The 18,125-nt window shown below is 72.5% G+C and carries 16 protein-coding genes and 1 pseudogene; 15 read left to right on the top strand and 2 right to left on the bottom strand.

The genetic code is table 11. The features are described 5' to 3' along the window. The first annotated feature begins 7 nt into the window (after positions 1 to 7). From recR to IT347_01930, 7 genes and pseudogenes are all read left to right on the top strand, one after another. The gene (gene recR, locus IT347_01900) at positions 8 to 607 is read left to right on the top strand and encodes a recombination protein RecR (GenBank protein ID MCC6348326.1); all 600 of its coding nucleotides are present in this window, start codon (positions 8 to 10) and stop codon (positions 605 to 607) included. A gap of 13 nt (positions 608 to 620) precedes the next feature. Continuing rightward, positions 621 to 1,670: an HlyC/CorC family transporter gene (locus IT347_01905; GenBank protein ID MCC6348327.1), complete on the top strand. Its 1,050-nt coding sequence runs from the start codon at positions 621 to 623 to the stop codon at positions 1,668 to 1,670. A gap of 190 nt (positions 1,671 to 1,860) precedes the next feature. After that, on the top strand, positions 1,861 to 2,358 hold the full coding sequence (locus IT347_01910) for a roadblock/LC7 domain-containing protein (protein MCC6348328.1): 498 nt from the start codon (positions 1,861 to 1,863) through the stop codon (positions 2,356 to 2,358). Between the two features lie 60 nt (positions 2,359 to 2,418). Beyond that, positions 2,419 to 3,009 (top strand): annotated as a pseudogene (locus IT347_01915) (GTPase domain-containing protein). A 389-nt stretch (positions 3,010 to 3,398) separates the two neighbouring features. Beyond that, positions 3,399 to 3,869 (top strand): phosphatidylglycerophosphatase A, encoded by a 471-nt coding sequence (locus IT347_01920; GenBank protein ID MCC6348329.1) that lies wholly within the window; start codon positions 3,399 to 3,401, stop codon positions 3,867 to 3,869. A 261-nt stretch (positions 3,870 to 4,130) separates the two neighbouring features. Continuing rightward, positions 4,131 to 5,192, top strand: a complete 1,062-nt coding sequence (locus IT347_01925; GenBank protein MCC6348330.1) for a hypothetical protein — start codon at positions 4,131 to 4,133, stop codon at positions 5,190 to 5,192. Positions 5,193 to 5,419: 227 nt separating this feature from the next. Next, positions 5,420 to 6,676 carry a competence/damage-inducible protein A gene (locus IT347_01930; GenBank protein ID MCC6348331.1) on the top strand — a complete coding sequence of 419 codons (1,257 nt, stop codon included), beginning with the start codon at positions 5,420 to 5,422 and terminating at the stop codon, positions 6,674 to 6,676. An 11-nt stretch (positions 6,677 to 6,687) separates the two neighbouring features. On the opposite strand, the gene IT347_01935 is transcribed toward IT347_01930, so the two are convergent. Continuing rightward, positions 6,688 to 8,841 carry a heavy metal translocating P-type ATPase gene (locus IT347_01935; protein ID MCC6348332.1) on the bottom strand — a complete coding sequence of 718 codons (2,154 nt, stop codon included), beginning with the start codon at positions 8,839 to 8,841 and terminating at the stop codon, positions 6,688 to 6,690. Positions 8,842 to 9,077: 236 nt separating this feature from the next. Between IT347_01935 and thpR the strand changes: the two genes are divergently transcribed. Both thpR and IT347_01945 read left to right on the top strand, forming a co-directional pair. After that, positions 9,078 to 9,638: an RNA 2',3'-cyclic phosphodiesterase gene (thpR, locus tag IT347_01940; protein MCC6348333.1), complete on the top strand. Its 561-nt coding sequence runs from the start codon at positions 9,078 to 9,080 to the stop codon at positions 9,636 to 9,638. 145 nt (positions 9,639 to 9,783) lie between these two features. After that, positions 9,784 to 11,133 (top strand): T9SS type A sorting domain-containing protein, encoded by a 1,350-nt coding sequence (locus tag IT347_01945; GenBank protein MCC6348334.1) that lies wholly within the window; start codon positions 9,784 to 9,786, stop codon positions 11,131 to 11,133. A gap of 31 nt (positions 11,134 to 11,164) precedes the next feature. Here IT347_01945 and IT347_01950 read toward each other — a convergent pair whose 3' ends face one another. After that, entirely contained in the window at positions 11,165 to 11,665 is a 501-nt protein-coding gene (locus IT347_01950; GenBank protein ID MCC6348335.1) for a protease complex subunit PrcB family protein, read from the bottom strand. A 224-nt stretch (positions 11,666 to 11,889) separates the two neighbouring features. On the opposite strand from IT347_01950, the gene recA reads away from it, so the two are divergent. The 6 genes from recA (at position 11,890) to alaS (ending at position 18,089) form a co-directional block, all read left to right on the top strand. Beyond that, positions 11,890 to 13,014, top strand: coding sequence for a recombinase RecA (gene recA / locus IT347_01955; protein MCC6348336.1), 1,125 nt, complete (start codon positions 11,890 to 11,892; stop codon positions 13,012 to 13,014). Positions 13,015 to 13,115: 101 nt separating this feature from the next. Next, the gene (locus IT347_01960) at positions 13,116 to 13,652 is read left to right on the top strand and encodes a regulatory protein RecX (protein MCC6348337.1); all 537 of its coding nucleotides are present in this window, start codon (positions 13,116 to 13,118) and stop codon (positions 13,650 to 13,652) included. Between the two features lie 75 nt (positions 13,653 to 13,727). Continuing rightward, complete coding sequence (locus tag IT347_01965) at positions 13,728 to 14,060, top strand: DUF1330 domain-containing protein (GenBank protein ID MCC6348338.1); 333 nt, start codon at positions 13,728 to 13,730, stop codon at positions 14,058 to 14,060. Beyond that, positions 14,057 to 14,602: a hemerythrin domain-containing protein gene (locus tag IT347_01970; protein MCC6348339.1), complete on the top strand. Its 546-nt coding sequence runs from the start codon at positions 14,057 to 14,059 to the stop codon at positions 14,600 to 14,602. Before IT347_01965 ends, IT347_01970 begins: the two co-directional genes overlap by 4 nt. Further along, positions 14,599 to 15,099: a DinB family protein gene (locus IT347_01975; protein ID MCC6348340.1), complete on the top strand. Its 501-nt coding sequence runs from the start codon at positions 14,599 to 14,601 to the stop codon at positions 15,097 to 15,099. The genes IT347_01970 and IT347_01975 overlap by 4 nt, the downstream gene beginning before the upstream one ends. 275 nt (positions 15,100 to 15,374) lie before the next feature. Further along, positions 15,375 to 18,089, top strand: coding sequence for an alanine--tRNA ligase (gene alaS / locus IT347_01980; GenBank protein ID MCC6348341.1), 2,715 nt, complete (start codon positions 15,375 to 15,377; stop codon positions 18,087 to 18,089). Positions 18,090 to 18,125: the final 36 nt, after the last annotated feature.

Consider the following 18,125-nt stretch of genomic DNA (forward strand, 5'->3'; position numbering starts at 1 on the left):
GGATCCCGTGTACAGCTCCAAGTACCTCGAGCTGCTGATCGAGGAGCTGGTCAAGCTCCCGAGCATCGGACAGAAGAGCGCCATGCGGCTGGCGCTGCACCTGCTGCGCGTGCCGAAGGAGGACGCGCTGCGGCTGGCCGAGGCGATCCGCGCGGTGCGCGAGCGCGTGGGCTTCTGCGGCACGTGCGGCAACTTCAGCGAGAACGATCCGTGCGCGCTGTGCACCGATCCGCAGCGCGACGGCTCCGTGCTGTGCGTGGTCGAATCGCCGGGCGACGTGCTGGCGCTGGAGCGCACCGCCACGTTCCGCGGCCGCTACCACGTGCTGGGCGGGGCGCTCTCGCCGCTCGAGGGCACGAGCCCCGACCGGCTGCGGATCCGCGAGCTGCTCGAGCGGCTGCGCTCCGGCGAGGTGCGCGAGATCATCCTGGCCACCAACCCGAACGTGAACGGCGAAGCGACGGCGCTCTACCTCTCGAAGCTCATCGCCCCGCTGGGCGTCCGGGTGACGCGCATCGCCCGGGGCGTGCCCATGGGCTCCGACCTCGAGTACTCGGACCTGGTCACCCTCGCGCGCGCTCTCGAAGGCCGGCGCGAGGTGGAGTAGGGGCGCCGGCGCCGTGCCGTACCTGCTCGACTCGCTGCAGATCCTGCTCGTGTTCGGGTTCGTCGCGCTCAACGCGTTCTTCGTCGCGTCCGAGTTCGCGCTCGTGACCGTGCGCTGGACGCGCGTCGAGGAGCTGGTCGAGCACAAGCGCTTCGGCGCCGTGTCGGTGCGCGACGCGATCGAGAAGCTCGACGACTCGATCGCCGCCACGCAGCTCGGCATCACGTTCTCGAGCCTGGCGCTCGGCTGGATCGGCGAGCCGGCGCTGGCGCACCTGGTGCACCCGATCTTCGAGGCGATTCCGGGCGGCTGGAGCTTCGCGCTGACGCACGGCGCGGCGGTGGCGCTGGCCTTCCTGATCATCACCTTCCTGCACGTCGTGCTGGGCGAGCGGGCCCCCAAGGCCGTCGCGCTCGAGCGCGCCGAGGACGTGGCGCTGGTCATCGCCGGTCCGTTGCTGGTGTTCGGCCGGCTGTTCCGCCCGTTCATTCATTTCATGAACTCCTCGGGCAACTGGGTGGTGCGCCAGCTGCGGCTGCCGCCGGTCCGGCCCGACCAGGACGTGCACTCGCCCGACGAGATCGACATGCTGATCGAGCAGGGCCGCGAGGCCGGCGTGATCCAGCCGGACGAGGCGGCCTACGCCCGGAACGTCTTCGAGCTGTCGGACAAGACCGTGCGCGACGTGATGGTGCCGCGCGAGAAGGTCGTCACGGTTTCGCTCGGGGCGACCGAGGACGAGATTCTCGAAACCAGCCGCGAGACCGGCCACACCCGCATGCCGGTGTGGGAAGGCACGCGCGACCACGTGGTCGGCATCGTCAACACCAAGGACCTGTTCCACATCTTCAGCCTTCGCGGGCTGGTGATCCTGATGGACGCGATGTACCCGGCGCTGTTCGTCGCCCCCGAGATCCCGGTGGCGCGGCTGCTCGCGCGGTTCCGGCGCGAGAAGCGGCAGATGGCCATCGTCCGCGACGGCGAGGGCCGCTTCGTCGGGATCGTGACGCTCGAGGACATCCTCGAGGAGATCGTCGGCGAGATCGAGGACGAGCACGATTGAACCGCCGCGCCGACGGCCGCCCCGGCGCCGGAGCGACTCCGCTTCCGGGCGGCGCGCCGGCGGGGTTTCGAACCCGAAGGTGCTTGTCCCGCCCCGGCCCGCGTGATACACCTCCGCGCCGGAACACGGACGTGCCACAGAGTTCCCATCACTTCTGGTCCGATATGGAACGCGGACCAGCGGGGGCTGCATGCCGCAGTGGACTCTGTTCGAAAACGACTTTCGAACGATTGACCAGGTTCTCGCCGAACTGCTCGAGCGCACCAACGCGCTGTCGGCCCACCTCATTGACCGCTCGGGACAGCTGATCACCTCGGCCGGTCGCGTGGACGACTTCGACGCGATGTCCTTCGCGAGCCTGGTGGCCGCCGATTTCACCGCCAACGCCGAACTCGCCCAGTTGCTGGGAGAGACCGGGGTCGCCGCCGTCGTGAGCGAGGGCGCGCTGCGTTCCGTGCATTCGTGCCTGCTCGCAGACCGCGTGATCCTGTGCACCGTCTTCGACCGCCGCAGCTCCCTCGGGCTGGTGCGGCACCGGGCACGCAAGGCCGTGGCGACGCTCGATCAGGTGTTCCGCGGGCTTTTCGAGAAGGTTGGCATCGGCGACGCGCCGGCGCCGGGGTTCGCCGGGGCGCCCGAGTACGCCATGGCGGCCTCGAGCGAGGTGGACGCGCTCTTCGGGGAGTGAGGCAGGCATGCCCCGGCCCGTGACGCGGTCCGCGCCCGCCCCGGCGGGGGAGGCGCGAGCGTGGCGCTGATCAATCACCGCACGCGCGAGATCCACTTCAAGATCGTCTACTACGGCTGCGGCCTGTGCGGGAAGACCACCAACCTCAAGGTCCTCCACGACCGGCTGCCGGCCGAGCGGCGCGGCCGGATGATCTCGATCGCGACCGACCAGGAGCGCACGCTGTTCTTCGACTTCCTGCCGATTGACCTCGGGCAGGTGAACGGCTTCCTGACGCGCTTCCACCTCTACACGGTCCCCGGGCAGGTCTACTACAAGCTCTCGCGCCGCGCCGTGCTGCAGGGCGTGGACGGGCTGGTGTTCGTGGCCGACTCGCACCCGGCGCGCGAGCAGGCGAACCGCGAATCGCTCGCCGACCTGCACGAGCATCTGCGCACCCTCGGCATCACCGGCCCCGCGCTGGCGCGCGTCCCGTGGGTATTCCAGTACAACAAGCGCGATGCGGCGCTGCCCATTCCACTCGAGCGGCTGCGGGCGGCGCTGAACCCGCACGGCTGGCCCGAGTTCGAAGCGGTGGCCAGCGACGCGAAGGGCGTGAGCGAGACGCTGCGCGCGGCGTGCAAGGCCGTGCTCGCCCGGCTCGCCTCGAGCGCGCCGGCGCCCGCGCGGCCGTCCGCGCCGGCCCCGCCGTCCGCGCGACCCGCGCCGTCCGCGCCGGCCCCGCCTTCGCCTTCCTTGTCGCGAACGGTGGTTGCGCCCGGGTCCGCCGCGGCACCGGCGCCCGCACGGCCTTCGCCCTCCGCCGCGCCAACTGCGTCCGCGACCCCTCCGCGGCCGCAGTACGCGCCGACGCCGCTGCAGCCCCTGGCGGCACGGCCGGCCGCGGCTCCGGTACGCATCTCTCGGCCGCGGCCCACGGCCGCGCCGCTTCGCCCGGGCGGAGCGCCGCCCGCGCGCGCTCCCATGCAGGCCGCGCCGCCGCCCGGCGCGCCGCGCCCGCCGCTCGCACCGGGGCAGACGCCCGGCAAGCCCCGACCGTCGTGAGGACGCTCGCGAAATGGCTGGCGATGCTGGGGCCGGTGGGGCTCGTGCCGGGACCTCGCGCCACCTACGGTAGCGCCGTGGTCGCCGCGATCGGCTTCCTCCTGCCCGTGCCGCCGCTTTGGCTTTTCCTTCTGCTGCTCGCCGCCGGCACGCTGATCGCCGTGTGGGCCGCGGGCGAGGCCGAGCACGTGCTGGGCCACGACGCGAATCCGATCTGCGTGGACGAGGCCGTGGGCCAGTCGCTCGCGCTGCTGCTCGTGCCGCACACGATTCCGGCGTTCGTCGCTTCCTTCGCGCTCTTTCGCATGTTCGACATCTGGAAGCCGCTCGGCGCGCACCAGGCGCAGAGCCTGCCGGGCGGCTGGGGCGTCGTGGCCGACGACGTCATCGCCGGAATCGTCGCCTGCGTCGCGTTTCACGTCGCACGGCTCGCGCTGGCGGGCCTGGGGCATCCGCTGCTGGGATAGAGGAGGGCCGCACATGGAAGTCCTGCTCGTGCTCGTCGCCCTGATCCTGCTCGCGTTTCTCACCCTGCCGATCGTCGCCGTGTTCCGGATTTCGCACGAGCGGCCACGCCGCCGGCGCGTTCCGGGCCACGCGAACAAGTAAGCCCCGGCGGACGCCGCGGCCAGCCCGCAACCGCGGGGCGGGGTTCGTCCACGGCCGGCATTCGGGCCCGTGCTCGTCCCGCCGCACCCGGACCGGGCGGGATCCTCAGGGAGGTCGCCATGAACGCCGATTTGCAGCAGTTCGTCCGCGAGGCGCTGGCCCGCGGCATTCCGCGCGAGCAGATCCGCGCGACGCTCTCCGCGGCCCGCTGGCGCACCGAGGAGGTGGCCGCCGAACTCGAACGCTGGGCCGACGGGCCCGCCGGCCTGCCGGTGCCGCGACGCCGGTTGTCGCTGTCGGCGCGCGAGGCGTTCATGCACCTCGTCATGTTCGCGACGCTCTACACGTTCGCCTACTCGGCCGGGGCGATCCTGTTCGCGATCATCGCGATTCACCTGCCCGACGCTGCCGCGCCGTTCCCGTTCGGCCAGGGGCTCGAACTGCTGCGCGCCGCGATCGCCGCCTGCCTGACCGCGTTCCCGATCTATCTGTGGACTTCGTGGCTCGTCGGCCGCTCGTTGGTGCGCGAGCCCGAGAAACGCTCCTCGGGCGTGCGCCGCTGGCTCACCTACCTGACGCTGTTCATCGCGGTCCTCACCCTGATCGGCAACTTCGCGGGCCTGCTCCGGAATCTGCTCTCGGGCGGGCTCACGACGCGGATCGGCCTGCAGAGCCTGGTCGTGTTCGCGATCGCCGGGCTCGTGTTCGGCCACTACCAGATGGGCCTGCGGCGCGACGAATCCGACGGCGCGGCGGGGCCCGTGCGCGCCGGAGTCCTCGGCCACATCGGCGCGATCGGCACGCTGGCCGTGCTCGTCGCGGGCCTGGTGCAGGTGGGCTCGCCGCAGCAGGCGCGGGTGCGGAGCATGGACGCGCGCCGTGTGCAGGCGCTGGTGGAGCTCGCCAACCAGGTCCAGGTCTACGCCGACGCGCACGACGCGCTGCCGGCCTCGCTCGACGCGCTGCCGGCCAACCCCTACGCGCGCGAAGCGTTCCTCGACCCGCGCTGGCGCGATCAGATCTCGTATTCGGTCGTGGACTCGGCGACCTACCAACTCGTGGCGAAGTTCGACACCGCCGAAGCGTTCGATGAGAACGGGCTGCCGATTGCCGCGGAGTGGCGCCACGGCGCAGGGCGCGTGACGTTCACGCGTCACGTGCAGTTGCGCCGGAAACGCTAGGTTCCGTCTGAGAACGCCGCGCGGTGCCGTTGCGGGCGCCGGCGGCAACCCGAAGGGCGGGCCCGGGACCGCGGCGCCGCGGGGCGTCCTCAGACAGAACCCAGGCCCGCGGGGGGCCGCCGCCGCCCGCGACGCGTGTGCCGCATCCACACCGGCTTGCCCCGCGCGGCGCGCTCCGGCAGATTCCGGACTCGGCCCTCGCCCCACGTCACCGGACGGATGCGCGCATGCAGATCGAAATCGTCACCATCGGCCACGAAGTCCTCTCGGGCCGCACGCTCGACACCAACTTCGCCTTCCTCGCCCGCGCGCTCGAGGAGATCAGCGTCCAGGTCGCCTGGCATTCGACGGTGGACGACGAGAGCGGGCGAATCGCCGAGGGCCTGACGAACGCGCTCGACCGCGCGGACGCCGTGATCATGACCGGCGGCCTCGGGCCGACGCCTGACGACCTCACGCGCAAAGCGGTCGCGACCACGCTCGGGCGGCCGCTGCAGCTCGACGAGGCGGCGCTCGGGTGGATTCGTGACCGGGCGAAGCGAATGGCTCGCCGCCTGCCGGCCGCGATCGAGACCATGGCGCTCGTGCCCCGCGGCGCCGAGGTGTGGCGGAACCCCGAGGGCGCCGCGCCCGGCGTGCTGATCCTGCACCACGACAAGCCGGTCGTGCTGCTGCCCGGCGTGCCGCAGGAGATGGAAGCGCTCGCGCGCGAGTTCGTGGTCCCGTACTTCCGCGAGCGCGTGGGGCACGCGGTCGAGGTGTTCACGCTTCGCACCTTCGGCATCGCCGAGAGCGTCCTCGACGGGCACATCGGCAATCTGTCCGGCGGCTGGCCCGGCGCGACGCTGGCGTACCTGCCGAGTTGGTTCGGCGTGGACCTGCGCGTGACGATCGCCGGTTCGAACGCCGCCGCCGTGCGCGAGACGCGCCTGCGCGCCTACGAGGAGCTGCGCGCGCGCGTCTCGAACGTCGTCTACGCGGAGGGAACGACGACGATGGAGGAGGTCGTGGGCGCGGCGCTCGTGGGGAAGGGCTGGCGGATCGCGACCGCCGAGTCGTGCACCGGCGGCCTGCTCGCCAAGCGCCTCACCGACGTCGCCGGCTCGTCGCGCTACCTCGAGCGCGGGTTCGTGACGTACTCGAACGAGGCCAAGTACGACCTGCTGGGTGTGGACCGGGCGACGCTCGAGGCGCAGGGCGCGGTCAGCGCCGCGGTCGCCGAGCAGATGGCGGCCGGCGCGCGCGGGCGCGCCGGCGTCGAGGTGGGCGTCGGGATCACGGGCGTCGCCGGCCCCGACGGCGGCAGCGAAACCAAGCCCGTCGGGACCGTCTTCATCGCCGTGGCCTCACCGCTCGGCGCCGCCGTGCGGCTCCACCGCATGGTGGGCACGCGCGCGACCGTGCGCGAGCGCTCCGCCCAGACCGCGCTCGAGATGCTGCGCCGCAACCTGCTCGGCCTGCCGGTGGACGCGGCGCTGGAATAGCGCGACCCGCGTCAGAGCCGCACGCGCCTGAGGGACTGGGCGTTGATCGCGACGATCACGGTGCTCGCCGACATGAGCACCGCCGCGGCGGCGGGAGGGAGCAGGACGCCCCAGTGCGACAGGGCCCCGGCCGCGAGCGGGAGGGCGACGATGTTGTAGCCCGCGGCCCACCAGAGGTTCTGCACCATCTTGCGGTAGCTCGCCTTCGACAGCTCGATGATGCGCGGGACGTCACGCGGATCGCTTCGCACGAGGACGACGTCGCCCGCTTCCACGGCCACGTCCGTGCCGGCGCCGATGGCGATGCCGACGTCGGCCGTGACGAGCGCTGGCGCGTCGTTCACGCCGTCGCCGACCATCGCGACGCGCCGGCCCCGCGCCTTGAGCTCCTGGATCTTCCTCGCCTTGTCCTCCGGTAGCACCTCGGCGAAGACCGTGTCGATTCCGAGATCCGCGGCGACGGCGTCCGCGACGGCCTGCGCGTCACCCGTCAGCATCACCACCTCGATCCCGGCGTCGTGCAGGCGCCGGATCGCCTCGCGGGATTCCGGGCGGACGGCGTCGGCCACGGCGAACACCGCCAGCGCGCGGCGATCCTCGATGAGGAAGACGGCCGATTGCCCGCGCGCCGCGGCTTCCGACGCGGTTTCCATCAACGCCGCCGCCGGTTCGGCGCCGAGCCCGCGAAGCAGGTTCGGTCCGCCCACCCGCAGCGCGCGGCCCCCGACTCGGGCTTCGACGCCCTGTCCGGGCAGCGCGCGGAAGTTCTCGGCCGGCGGAAGGTGGAGTCCGCGCTCGGCGGCGCTGGCGACGATCGCGCGCCCAACCGGATGCTCCGAGTCCCGCTCGACCGCCGCGGCGAGGCGGAGCGCCTCCGACTCGTCGAGCCCGTCCACGGCGCGCAGGCGGATCACGCGGTGCTCGGCGAGCGTCAGCGTGCCGGTCTTGTCGAAGACGACCGCGCCCAGGTTGCGGGCCTCCTCGAGGCCGCGGCGGTCACGCACGAGCAGACCGTTGCGCGCGCCGAGCGTCGTCGAGATGGCGATCACCAGCGGAATCGCCAGCCCGAGCGCGTGCGGGCAGGCCACGACGAGCACCGAGACGACCCGCTCCACGGTGAACGCGGGGTCGGCGGCGAGCATCGTCCAGACGATCGCCGTGAGCACGCCGGCGGCGACCGCGACGAGGGTCAGGGCGAAGGCGGCACGGTCCGCGAGCGCCTGCGCGCGCGAACGGGACTGCTGCGCCTGCCCGACCAGCCGCATGATGCGCGCGAGCGACGTGTCGCCGCCGGTGCGCGTGACCTCGACGCGCAGCGAGCCCTCGCCGTTGACGGTTCCGGCGATCACCGGGTCGCCCTCGGTCCTCGCGACCGCGCGGGACTCGCCGGTGATCATCGCTTCGTTCACGGAGCTCCGGCCGCTTCGCACGCGACCGTCGGCGGGCACGCTCGCGCCGGGGCGGACGACCACCACGTCGCCGGCGGCGAGCGAGCGGATCGCCACCTCCTCGATGCGGCCGTCCACCTCGCGCAGCGCGGTGGCCGGCAGGAGCTTCGCGAGCTCCTTCAGCGCGCCCTGGGCCTGGAAGATCGAGCGCATCTCGATCCAGTGGCCGAGCAGCATGATCGTGATGAGGCTCGCGAGTTCCTCCCAGAGCGGCATCCCCGGGTAGCCGAAGGTCACCGCGACGCTGAAGACGAACGCCACGGAGATCGCGAGCGAGATGAGCGTCATCATGCCGGGCAGGCGCGCCTGGATCTCGCGCGCGGCGCCCCGCAGGAACACCAGGCCGCCATACACGAACACCGCGGTGCCGAAGAGCGGCGCGACCCACCGCCAGCCCGGCAGGAGCGGCATGTCGCGGCCGGCGAGGCGCGCGAGCATGTGCCCCCAGGCGAGCGTCGGCAGCGTCAGCGCGAGCGAGATCCAGAACTTGTTCCGGAACATCTCCACGCTGTGGCCGGCGTGCTGGTCATGGCCCGCGTGTTCGCCGTGCGCCGCGCGGGGGTCGTGCGTCGCGTGTTCGCCGTGGGCCGCGTGTTCGCCGTGGGCCGCGTGGGCGTCGTGCGTCGCGTGCGCGTCGTGACCGCTCGCGGCGGTGGGCGCGGAGGTCCGGGGCGGTTCTCCGTGGGCGTGGGTGTGTTCGTGGTGCCCGCTGTCCATGTCGCGTTCGCTCCCGATCCGGGCGCCAGGACGTGGCCCGGAATCCTCGTCGCAGGCTGTCACGCTCGTCTATCGTGTTCAAGCTCCCGCGGGCGGACTCCACCGCGCGGGGACGGTCGTGGTGGCCGGCGGCGCCGGAGTCCGCGGTGAAGCGACGGCTTCGAAAGGGCGCCAGCGGGTCCCCGCGACGCCCGGGCATACCGCCCGAAGGCCCTCTGCCCGGGGCAGGTCACGCAATGAGCGACACGCAGCGGTACTTCCTCGCCGTCTTTCCGCCGCCCGAAGCGCAGGCGGCGGCCGCGGAGGCGTGCGGGCCGTTGCGCTCGCCCGGCGACGGCGTCTCCTGGGTGAAGCGTGACAACCTGCACTACACGCTGCGCTTCCTCGGCGACCTCCGGGCGGACGGGGCGCATCGCGCACTGCTGGCGGCGCGCGAGGCCGCTTCGGTGCGCGGGTCGTTCGCCGCCACGCTCGGCACGTTCGGAGTGTTTCCGTCGCCGCGCCGTGCGCGCGTGCTGTGGCTCGGGCTCGCGCAGGGGAGCGGGGCGCTGTGCCAAGTCGCGTCCGCGCTCGACACCGCGCTCGTGCGGCACGGCTTCGGACCGGCGGACCGGCCGTTCGCGCCGCACCTGACGGTCGGGAGAACGAGAGCGCCCGCCGACTGGACCGCGAAGCTCTCCGCCGCGAGGGCGCCCCAGGCGGCCTTCGCCGTGGACCGCGTGCTGCTCGTCAGGAGCAGGTTGTCGCCGCGCGGCTCGATCTACGAGCGGGTGGACGAGGCGAAGCTCGGCGGCTGACGCCGGGCGACCCCGCCGGGCCCGCCCGCGGCCGCCGGCGGCGCAGGGACGCGCGGCCAAACGTGCTGAAGACCCCACGGTTCGCATGCTAGCCTTGAGCCGCGCCGATTCGCTCCGCACCCTTCGCACCCGGAGATCCCCCGCCATGCTCCGCGCCCGAACGTTCGCCCTGACCGTGCTCGTCTTCGTCCTCGCCGCCGCTCCCGCCCGGGCGTTCGAGGTCCTGCGCCACTCGAACATGACCGGCGAGGTGCTCGCGCGGCAGGGGGTGAGCCCGGCGGCTCTCAAGTTCATCCTGCAGGGCGTGCGCTGGCCCGACATCACGCAGTGCGTCTCGGGCTGCTACTGCCCGTCCTACCTGCAATGGTTCTGCTCGGATCCCGATTCGGCGCAGGTGATCCAGTTCAGCGCCTCGCACTACGACAACAACCAGATCACCGAGTCCATGGACAACGTCCAGACGCTGATGACGCTCGCGCGCTCGGGACTCGACCGGCCGCTGCCCACCAACGACGCCGAGCGCCGTCAGGTCGGGGTCGCGCTCATGTTCTTCGGCGAGGCGCTGCACGCCATCCAGGACTTCTACGCGCACTCGACGTGGATCGAGCTCAACCGCGACCTCATCCGCGTCGGCGGCCATCTCTACAGCTGCCCGCTGTGGAACGGCGAGACGACGGGCGGGAGCGGCAGCACGACGGTGGGCGGCGTGAGCGTGAGCGGCGTGCAGACGGGCTACGTGGACATCGCCCCGCCGGCCGGCTCGGTGACGCACGACGCGCTCAACAAGGACAGCCCGGGCAGCACGCAGGGCTCGATCGTCGTCAACCGCATTTTCCCGGCGACGCGCATCGGCACGTACTACGAGCTCGCCTCCGGGCAGATCAACGGCTCGTACACCGACGACGGCGCCGCGCCGCGGCACACGATCAAGGGACTGCAGTGCCTGATCAGCGGCAGTCCGGTCTACAACCTTCCTGCGCCCGCTTCGCCGGGGCATGCGGGAGTGCCGGTCGTCACCCCCGCTTCGGCCGCGGGGATCTCCGAGACGATGGCGTGGATCGAGACCGACTCGACGATGCTCGCGATCGGAGCGCGCATCGACAGCCTGTGGGCGTCCTCGTCGCCGGATACGCCCTCGACGTTTCCGCTCGCGCAGTTCGACGACGACGGCTGGCCGTTGCCGGCCACCGCTTCGGTGACCGACCCGTTCGTGCCGGTCGCGCGCCTGCTCGCCGGGCCGGCGCCCAACCCGGCGAACGGCCGCACCGCGATCCGCTTTCAGGCGCCCCGGGCGGGCCCGGTCAGGCTCGAGGTCTTCGACCTGACGGGCCGGCGCGTGCGACTGCTCCTCGACCGCGACGTCGAACCCGGCTGGAAGGAAGTCTGGTGGGCGGGCCTCGACGACGCCGGGCGCGCCCTGCCGAGCGGCACGTATCTCGCGCGGCTGTCGGGCTTCGGCCGAAGCGAGAGTTGCCGGGTCGCGATCCTGCACTGACCGCGCGGCGGGTTTCCCGCGCGCGGGGCGGCTACGACCCGCAGCTCGTGATGACGGACTTTTCCTCGAAGCGGACCGGCAAGGGGCCGTCGTTCGGGCGCGCGAGCCGGACGATGTCGAGCGGCTGCGTCAGGGCCAGCGTCACGGGGCAGTTCTTGCCCGGCGAAGTCGAAAGCACGCCGACGACGACGGCGCCGTTCTCGAGCAGCGCCCCCGAGATCTCGATCGCGTAGCCGCCGCTCGAACGCTCACCCAGCGCCGCGACGACGACGAACTCGCGGGCGAAGTCCACGGCCGGCGGCGCCGGCACGGTGCCGCGGTCGGCGAAGGCGCGGTTCCAGAGTTCGGCGAAGCCCGCCTCGTCGAAGCAGGCCGTTCGCAACGGTTCGTGGAGCGCCGAATGGTAGGTCGCCCTGGGCGCGTCGGGCGTGATGCGCGTGACGAGGATGGGCGCTCCGGGGCGGGTGCCGTCGCCCGGGCAACCCGAGAGCAACAGCACCGCGGCGGTGATGAGTGGAAGGCTTCGGCTCATGGCGACACCTCTCTTTCCGGTGCTTTCGCTCCTTCCGGCCCGCAGTCTAGCGCCGCGCCGGGTGCCCGCAGGACCCGAAAAACTCCCTCTTGCGCCTACTGCACAAGTGTGTAATATGCCGCCCAGACATTAGAAGGGTGGTGGGCGGCACCTTCGGCCCGCGCCGTCGGCCGGCTCCCACCCGGATCCCCGCGAACGCAGCCCCTGCGAAGGAGACGCAGTCCATGATCACCCCTCCCAACAGTGCCCCGAATGCCAGGGAACGGACGAAGGCGCTGGATCTCGCCCTGCAGCAGATCGAGAAGCAGTTCGGCAAGGGCGCCATCATGAAGCTCGGCGAGGGCAACGCCGCGCCGGACATCGAGACGATCTCGACCGGATCGATCGGCCTCGACATGGCGCTCGGCGTGGGCGGCGTGCCGCGCGGCCGCATCATCGAGATCTACGGTCCCGAGTCCTCGGGCAAGACGACGCTGGCGCTGACGATCGTCGCCAACGCCCAGAAGGCCGGCGGCAGCGCGGTCTTCATCGACGCCGAGCACGCGCTCGACGCCAGCTACGCGGGCAAGCTCGGCGTGGACATCGCCAACCTGCACGTCGCCCAGCCCGACACGGGCGAGGAGGCGCTCGAGATCGCCGACACGCTCGTGCGCTCGGGCGCGGTGGACATCGTCGTCATCGATTCGGTCGCGGCGCTCGTGCCGCGCGCCGAGATCGAGGGCGAGATGGGCGACTCGCACGTCGGCCTGCAGGCGCGGCTCATGTCGCAGGCGCTGCGCAAGCTCACCGGCTCGATCAACAAGAGCAACACGTGCGTGATCTTCATCAACCAGATCCGCATGCAGATCGGCGTCATGTTCGGCAACCCCGAGACGACGGCCGGCGGCCGCGCGCTCAAGTTCTACGCCTCGGTGCGCCTCGACATCCGACGCATCGCCACGCTCAAGGAGGCCGAGACGGCGGTCGGCAACCGGACCAAGGTGAAGGTCGTGAAGAACAAGGTCGCCGCGCCGTTCCGCGAGGCCGAGTTCGACATCCTCTACAACCTCGGCATCTCGCGCGAAGGCGAACTGATCGATTTCGCCGTGGACAAGGGCGTGGTCAGCAAGGCCGGCACCTGGTTCAGCTTCGGCGAGGAGCGGCTCGGGCAGGGTCGCGAGAACACGCGGATGTTCCTCAAGGAGCATCCGGACGTGCGTTCGAGGATCGAGGCCAGGCTCTTCCCGCTGCTCGGCCTGAAGACACCCGCCGCTCCGGCCGCCGCGGCCGCGCCGCCGGCCAACGGCGCGGCGACACCCGCGGCCCGGCCGCAGGCGCCGGCGATGGCGGGCGCGGACCGCAAGCGCTGAACGCGAACGAGGGGCGGCCCGCCGGCCGCCCCTCGTTCGCGCCGTGACCCCGCGGGATTCGGGCGAACGGCGCTCCGCGTTCCCCAAGGAGGTTCCGCGACGTGAGCACGCTGCGTACCGGTGCACGCCGGCCGCCGCCCGAGGCGGCGCCGATCGAGGACTCCGAGGCCTGCCGCGAGGAGGCGCTGAAGCTCCTCGATCGCCAGCGCCGGCCGCGCGCCGACCTCGCGCGCCGACTGGGAGAGAAGGGCTACGCGACGGCCACGATCGTCGAGGTGCTGGAGCGACTCGCGGCGGTAGGACTCGTGGACGACGTCGAGTTCGCGCGCGCGTTCCTCGCCGGGCGCTGGGGCCGCAGGCCGTCGGGCTGGCGGCGATTGCAGCAGGAGCTGCGCGCGAAGGGCATTGCCGAGCCCGATGTGGTCGCGGCGCGGGCGCTGATCGAGCAGCGCGAAGGCGGCGTGGACGAGCTCTCGACCGCGCGCAAGCTGCTCGCGCAGGTCGCCCACCGCTACGCCCGGCTCGAGCCGCGCGTGCGTGAGCAGCGCCTGTGGGCGCTGCTGGCACGGCGGGGTTTCGATCGCGACGTGATCCGGCGTGCGCTGGCATTGAGCGACGACGAGGGTGAAGTCGAGTAGTCTGGCCGTGCGCCCGGCCGCCCGGTGACTCGCGCGGCCGTACCCGGCGCCGATCTTCGAGCGGAGGAAGCCGGCATGCCCGCCTATGTCGTCGTCCGGATCGACGTCCACGACCCCGAGGTGTTCCAGCGTTACGTGCAGGCCGCGCCGGCCTCGATCAGCCACCACGGCGGCCGCTACCTGACGCGCGGCGGCGCCGTCGAAGCGCTCGAAGGCGAGTGGTCCGGCTCCCGCTTCGCGATCCTCGAGTTCCCCGACCTGGTGACGGCGAGAACGTGGTACGAGTCGCGCGAGTACGCCGCCGCGCGGGCGCTGCGCGAGGCCTGCGCGACGACCCAGATGCTGCTCGCCGAGGGGCTGCCCGAGTCGTGGATCCCCGGCTGGCCCGGCGAGGGGAGCGCCTCGTGACCGGCGATCCCATCCAGCGACTGCTCGACGAACACGCCGGGCTCCTGGCCCGGCTCGAGGGGTTGCGCCGCGCGGTGCGCGAGCTGGGCGAGCGCGGCGACGCGGCGCTGCCCGAAATGCTGCCGGTGTTGCGCGAGGCGAGCGACGTGATGGACACCGAACTGCTCGCGCACTCACGGCGCGAGGACGAGGTGCTCTTCGAAGTGGTGGCGGAGGAGCTCGGCGGCGCCTGGGGCCCGGGCCTGATGATGCGCGAGGAGCACCGCGACATTCACGGCAACGCGGACCGTTTTCGCGACACCCTGCGCGAGCTGAAGCAGGTCGAGCACCCGGCCGTCGAGGCCGGCATCGCGAGGCTGCACGAGCAGCTGGGAGCGGGCGCGGCCGCCGCCACCCTGTGCCGGACCGGCGCCGAGCTGCTGGCCATGATCGAGGCGCACTTCAGCAAGGAGGAGGAGCTCCTGTTCCCGATCGCGCGTGCCGAGTTGTCGGCGGACAAGCTCCGCGAGGTCGCGCGGCGGATGGACGAGCTGGACGCATGACGCAAGCCGCGCCGCTGGAGACCGTCGCGGGACAGTTCGGCGCCGCGGTGGACATGCTCGAGAACGCGATCGTCGCCTGCCCCGACGAACACTGGGGCGACGCGGATGACTGGCACGCCTTCTGGTACCTCGCCTCACACACGCTTTTCTGGCTCGACCGCGATCTGTCCGACGTGCCCGAACGGCACCCGCCGCCGGCGCCATTCGGGCTCGAGGAGCTGGATCCGAACGGCCTGCTGCCGCCACGCGTCCACACCCGGGCCGAACTTCTCGCGGTGCTGGCGGGGGTCCGCTCGAGGCTCCGAGCGGTGTTCGCCGGGTTCACGGCCGCGCAGGCGGCGCGGCCGAGCACGTTCCGCCCCGGCACGGATTTCACCATGCTCGAGCAGCATCTCTACTGCCTGCGGCACGTGCAGCACCATGTCGGGCAGCTGCAATTGCTGCTCCGGCAGGCGGGTGTCACGCCACCTCGCTGGGTGAGCCGGGGAACGCGGTAGCGACGGCGAACCGGAAGCGCCGCGCGGGGGGGGGAGCGTCGCGCCGGCGGAGGCCTGGCGGGCCTGGCTGACGCCAGCGACTGGTGCGACCCGGAGTGCCGCAGTCGCCGCCGGAGCCGGGGGTGGCGCGCGCTCGAGAGGCGCTCGTCCGAGTCGCGGGTGCAGGCACGGGGGGGTTTCCGCTATCTTTCCGCGGTTTCCGATCCGCACCCTGACCGGCCCGGCCGCGCCGCGCGCGAGCGGGTCCCGTCGCGCGTCCGCCCCGGGGAGACCGGATGTCCCAGCACGCCACGCTCAAGACCGGCGCCCAGTTGCGCCGGGCCTTCCTCGACTTCTTCGTCCAGCGCGGGCACACCGAGGTGCCCTCCAGCCCGCTCGTGCCCTACGGCGACCCGACGCTCATGTTCACGACCGCCGGGATGGTGCAGTTCAAGCCGTACTACTCGGCCCGCGACGTGCCGTACACGCGCGCGACCTCGGTGCAGAAGAGCCTGCGCCTGACCGACCTCGACAACGTCGGCCTCACGCCGCGCCACGACACGTTCTTCGAGATGCTGGGCAACTTCTCGTTCGGTCCGAAGGCGAAGGGCGCGTACTTCAAGGAGGACGCGACCGCGTACGCGTGGGAGTTCGTGACGAAGGTGCTGGACCTGCCGGCGGACCGCCTGCACGTCTCCATCTTCGGCGGCGAACCGGGCGTGCCGCGCGACGACGAGGCCGCGGCGTTGTGGCGCAAGCTCGGAGTCCGGCCGGACCACGTCGTCGCGCTGGGGCGGAAGGACAACTTCTGGGGGCCGGCGGGCGGCGCGGGCGCGTGCGGGCCGTGCAGCGAAATCTACTTCGACCTCGGCGAGAAGCGCCCCGACTACCTGCCGGACGGCGCGTTCTGGGGCGAGGCCGCGGGCGATCCCGGCGACCGGTTCATGGAGTTCTGGAACCTGGTCTTCCCGCAGTTCGACGCGCGGCCCGACGGCACGCTCGCGCCGCTCGAGAACCCGGGCATCGACACCGGCATGGGCATCGAGCGGCTCGCGCTCATCCTGCAGGGAAAGAGCACGATCTTCGAGACCGATCTGTTCGCGCCGCTCGTGGACTCGGTGCTCTCGCAGGCGCGGCGCATCGCCGACCGCAAGGCGGCGACGCGCGACGCGCGCATCATCGCCGACCACGTGCGCGCTCTGGCGTTCGCGATCGCCGAGGGCGCGCTGCCCGGCAACGAGGGCGCCGGCTACGTGCTGCGCCGGCTGCTGCGGCGCGCGGTGACGCGCGGCCGTTCGCGGCACGGGCTCGCATTGGACGAGAACTTCCTCGCCGCCGCGGCCGAGCGCGCGATCGGGCAGTTCGGCGGCCACTACGCCGAGCTGGTCACGCAGCGCGACCGGATCCTGCGCGTCCTCGACCAGGAGGAGAGCGGCTTCGGCAGGACCTACGAGGCCGGCATGTCACGGCTCGAGGAGTTGCTCGGCAAGGGCGCGAAGCGCGTCGCCGGCGCCGATGCGTTCCTGCTCCACGACACCTACGGCTTCCCGATCGAGCTGACCGAGGAGCTGGCGGCGGCCCGCGGCGTCGAAGTGGACCGCGACGGCTTCGAGGCCGCGATGGAGGAGCAGCGCGCGCGCGCACGCGCGGCGAGCAGGTTCGTTGCGGCCGAGCAGGCGAACCGCGCGCCGTGGACGGTCGTGCGGACGGGCCCGGACTCGGAGTTCCTCGGCTACGAAACGACCACCACCGACGGCGTGCTCGTCACGCGCTGGCGCGAGCGCGAGGTCGGCCTCGAGGTCGTGCTCGACCGCACACCCTGCTACGCCGAGTCCGGCGGCCAGGTCGCCGACCGCGGCCTGCTCGCGGGCGGCGGCGCGCGTGCCTCGCTCGTGCACGTCTACAAGGAGGACGACGCCATCGTCCACCGCCTGACGCTCGAGTCCGGCGACCGCCAGGCGCTGCTGGCCGCGAGCGCCGCGGGCGCGCTGTCGGCGATCGTGGATCCGGCGCACCGCCGGCCGGTGCTGCGTCACCACACGGCGACGCACCTGCTGCACGCGGCGCTGCGCACCGTCCTGGGCGGGCACGTCCACCAGGCCGGCTCGCTGGTCGCGCCCGACCGGCTGCGCTTCGACTACTCGCATTTCGAGGCGCCGGCCGACGAACAGCTCGAGCGCGTCGCGAAGCGCGTCAACGACTGGGTGCTCGCGGACCGCGAGGTGGGCTGGCGTGTGATGCCGATTGACGAAGCGAAGGCGCAGGGCGCGATGGCGCTGTTCGGCGAGAAGTACGGCGCCGAGGTGCGCATGGTGACCGTCGCGGGCGTCCCCGAAGCCGGCATCGAGCCGAGCCGCGAGCTGTGCGGCGGCACGCACGTCGCGCGCACGGGCGAGATCGGCGCGTTCGTGCTGACCGGCGAGCAGGCGATCGCCAGCGGCGTGCGGCGGATCGAGGCGATGTGCGGGAGCGAGGCGCTGGCGTGGCTGCACGCCCAGCAGGCGACGCTCGCCGAAGCGGCGCGCGCGCTGCAGGCGCCGGTCGCGACGGTTCCGGCGCAGATCGAGAAGCTCAAGGCCGAGATCGCGGCGCTGCGCAAGGCGCAGGCCGAGAGCAGCCGCCAGGGGCTCGAAGCCGAGTTCGAGAAGCTGGCCTCCTCGGCGACCGCCGCGCCCGGCGGGCGCTGGGTCGTGGCCGAGCTCGCGGCCGGCGGCGACACGAAGGCGGTGAGCGAGGCCGCGAACAAGCTGCGCGAGCGGCTCGGCCGCGGCGCGGCGGTGCTGGCGCTGCAGAACGAGGGCAAGCTCACCTTCCTCGCGGCCGTCAGCGACGATCTCGTGGCCGAGAAGAAGCTCAACGCCTCCGAACTCGTCAAGGCGGTCGCGCAGGTGACCGGCGGCTCGGGCGGCGGCAAGCCGCACCTGGCGCTCGCCGGCGGCAAGGACGCGAGCCGCCTGGCGGACGCCCTCGAGGAGGCGCGCCGGCGCCTGTCCGGGGCGCTCGCGTCGTGATCGGCGGTCTGTCGGCTCTCGAACTGGTCTTTCTGC

The organism is Candidatus Eisenbacteria bacterium, assembly GCA_020847735.1.
In the GTDB taxonomy this organism is placed as follows: Bacteria; Eisenbacteria; RBG-16-71-46; order RBG-16-71-46; family RBG-16-71-46; genus CAIXRL01.

What these genes read in the sequence shown, in the direction of transcription:
- IT347_01910 (MCC6348328.1), top strand. Translation starts at nt 1,861, where the DNA reads ATGCCGCAGTGGACTCTGTTCGAAAACGACTTTCGAACGATTGACCAG.
- IT347_01925 (MCC6348330.1), top strand. Translation starts at nt 4,131, where the DNA reads ATGAACGCCGATTTGCAGCAGTTCGTCCGCGAGGCGCTGGCCCGCGGC.
- IT347_01930 (MCC6348331.1), top strand. Translation starts at nt 5,420, where the DNA reads ATGCAGATCGAAATCGTCACCATCGGCCACGAAGTCCTCTCGGGCCGC.
- IT347_01935 (MCC6348332.1), bottom strand. Translation starts at nt 8,841, where the DNA reads ATGGACAGCGGGCACCACGAACACACCCACGCCCACGGAGAACCGCCC.
- thpR (MCC6348333.1), top strand. Translation starts at nt 9,078, where the DNA reads ATGAGCGACACGCAGCGGTACTTCCTCGCCGTCTTTCCGCCGCCCGAA.
- IT347_01945 (MCC6348334.1), top strand. Translation starts at nt 9,784, where the DNA reads ATGCTCCGCGCCCGAACGTTCGCCCTGACCGTGCTCGTCTTCGTCCTC.
- IT347_01950 (MCC6348335.1), bottom strand. Translation starts at nt 11,665, where the DNA reads ATGAGCCGAAGCCTTCCACTCATCACCGCCGCGGTGCTGTTGCTCTCG.
- recA (MCC6348336.1), top strand. Translation starts at nt 11,890, where the DNA reads ATGATCACCCCTCCCAACAGTGCCCCGAATGCCAGGGAACGGACGAAG.
- IT347_01965 (MCC6348338.1), top strand. Translation starts at nt 13,728, where the DNA reads ATGCCCGCCTATGTCGTCGTCCGGATCGACGTCCACGACCCCGAGGTG.
- IT347_01975 (MCC6348340.1), top strand. Translation starts at nt 14,599, where the DNA reads ATGACGCAAGCCGCGCCGCTGGAGACCGTCGCGGGACAGTTCGGCGCC.
- alaS (MCC6348341.1), top strand. Translation starts at nt 15,375, where the DNA reads ATGTCCCAGCACGCCACGCTCAAGACCGGCGCCCAGTTGCGCCGGGCC.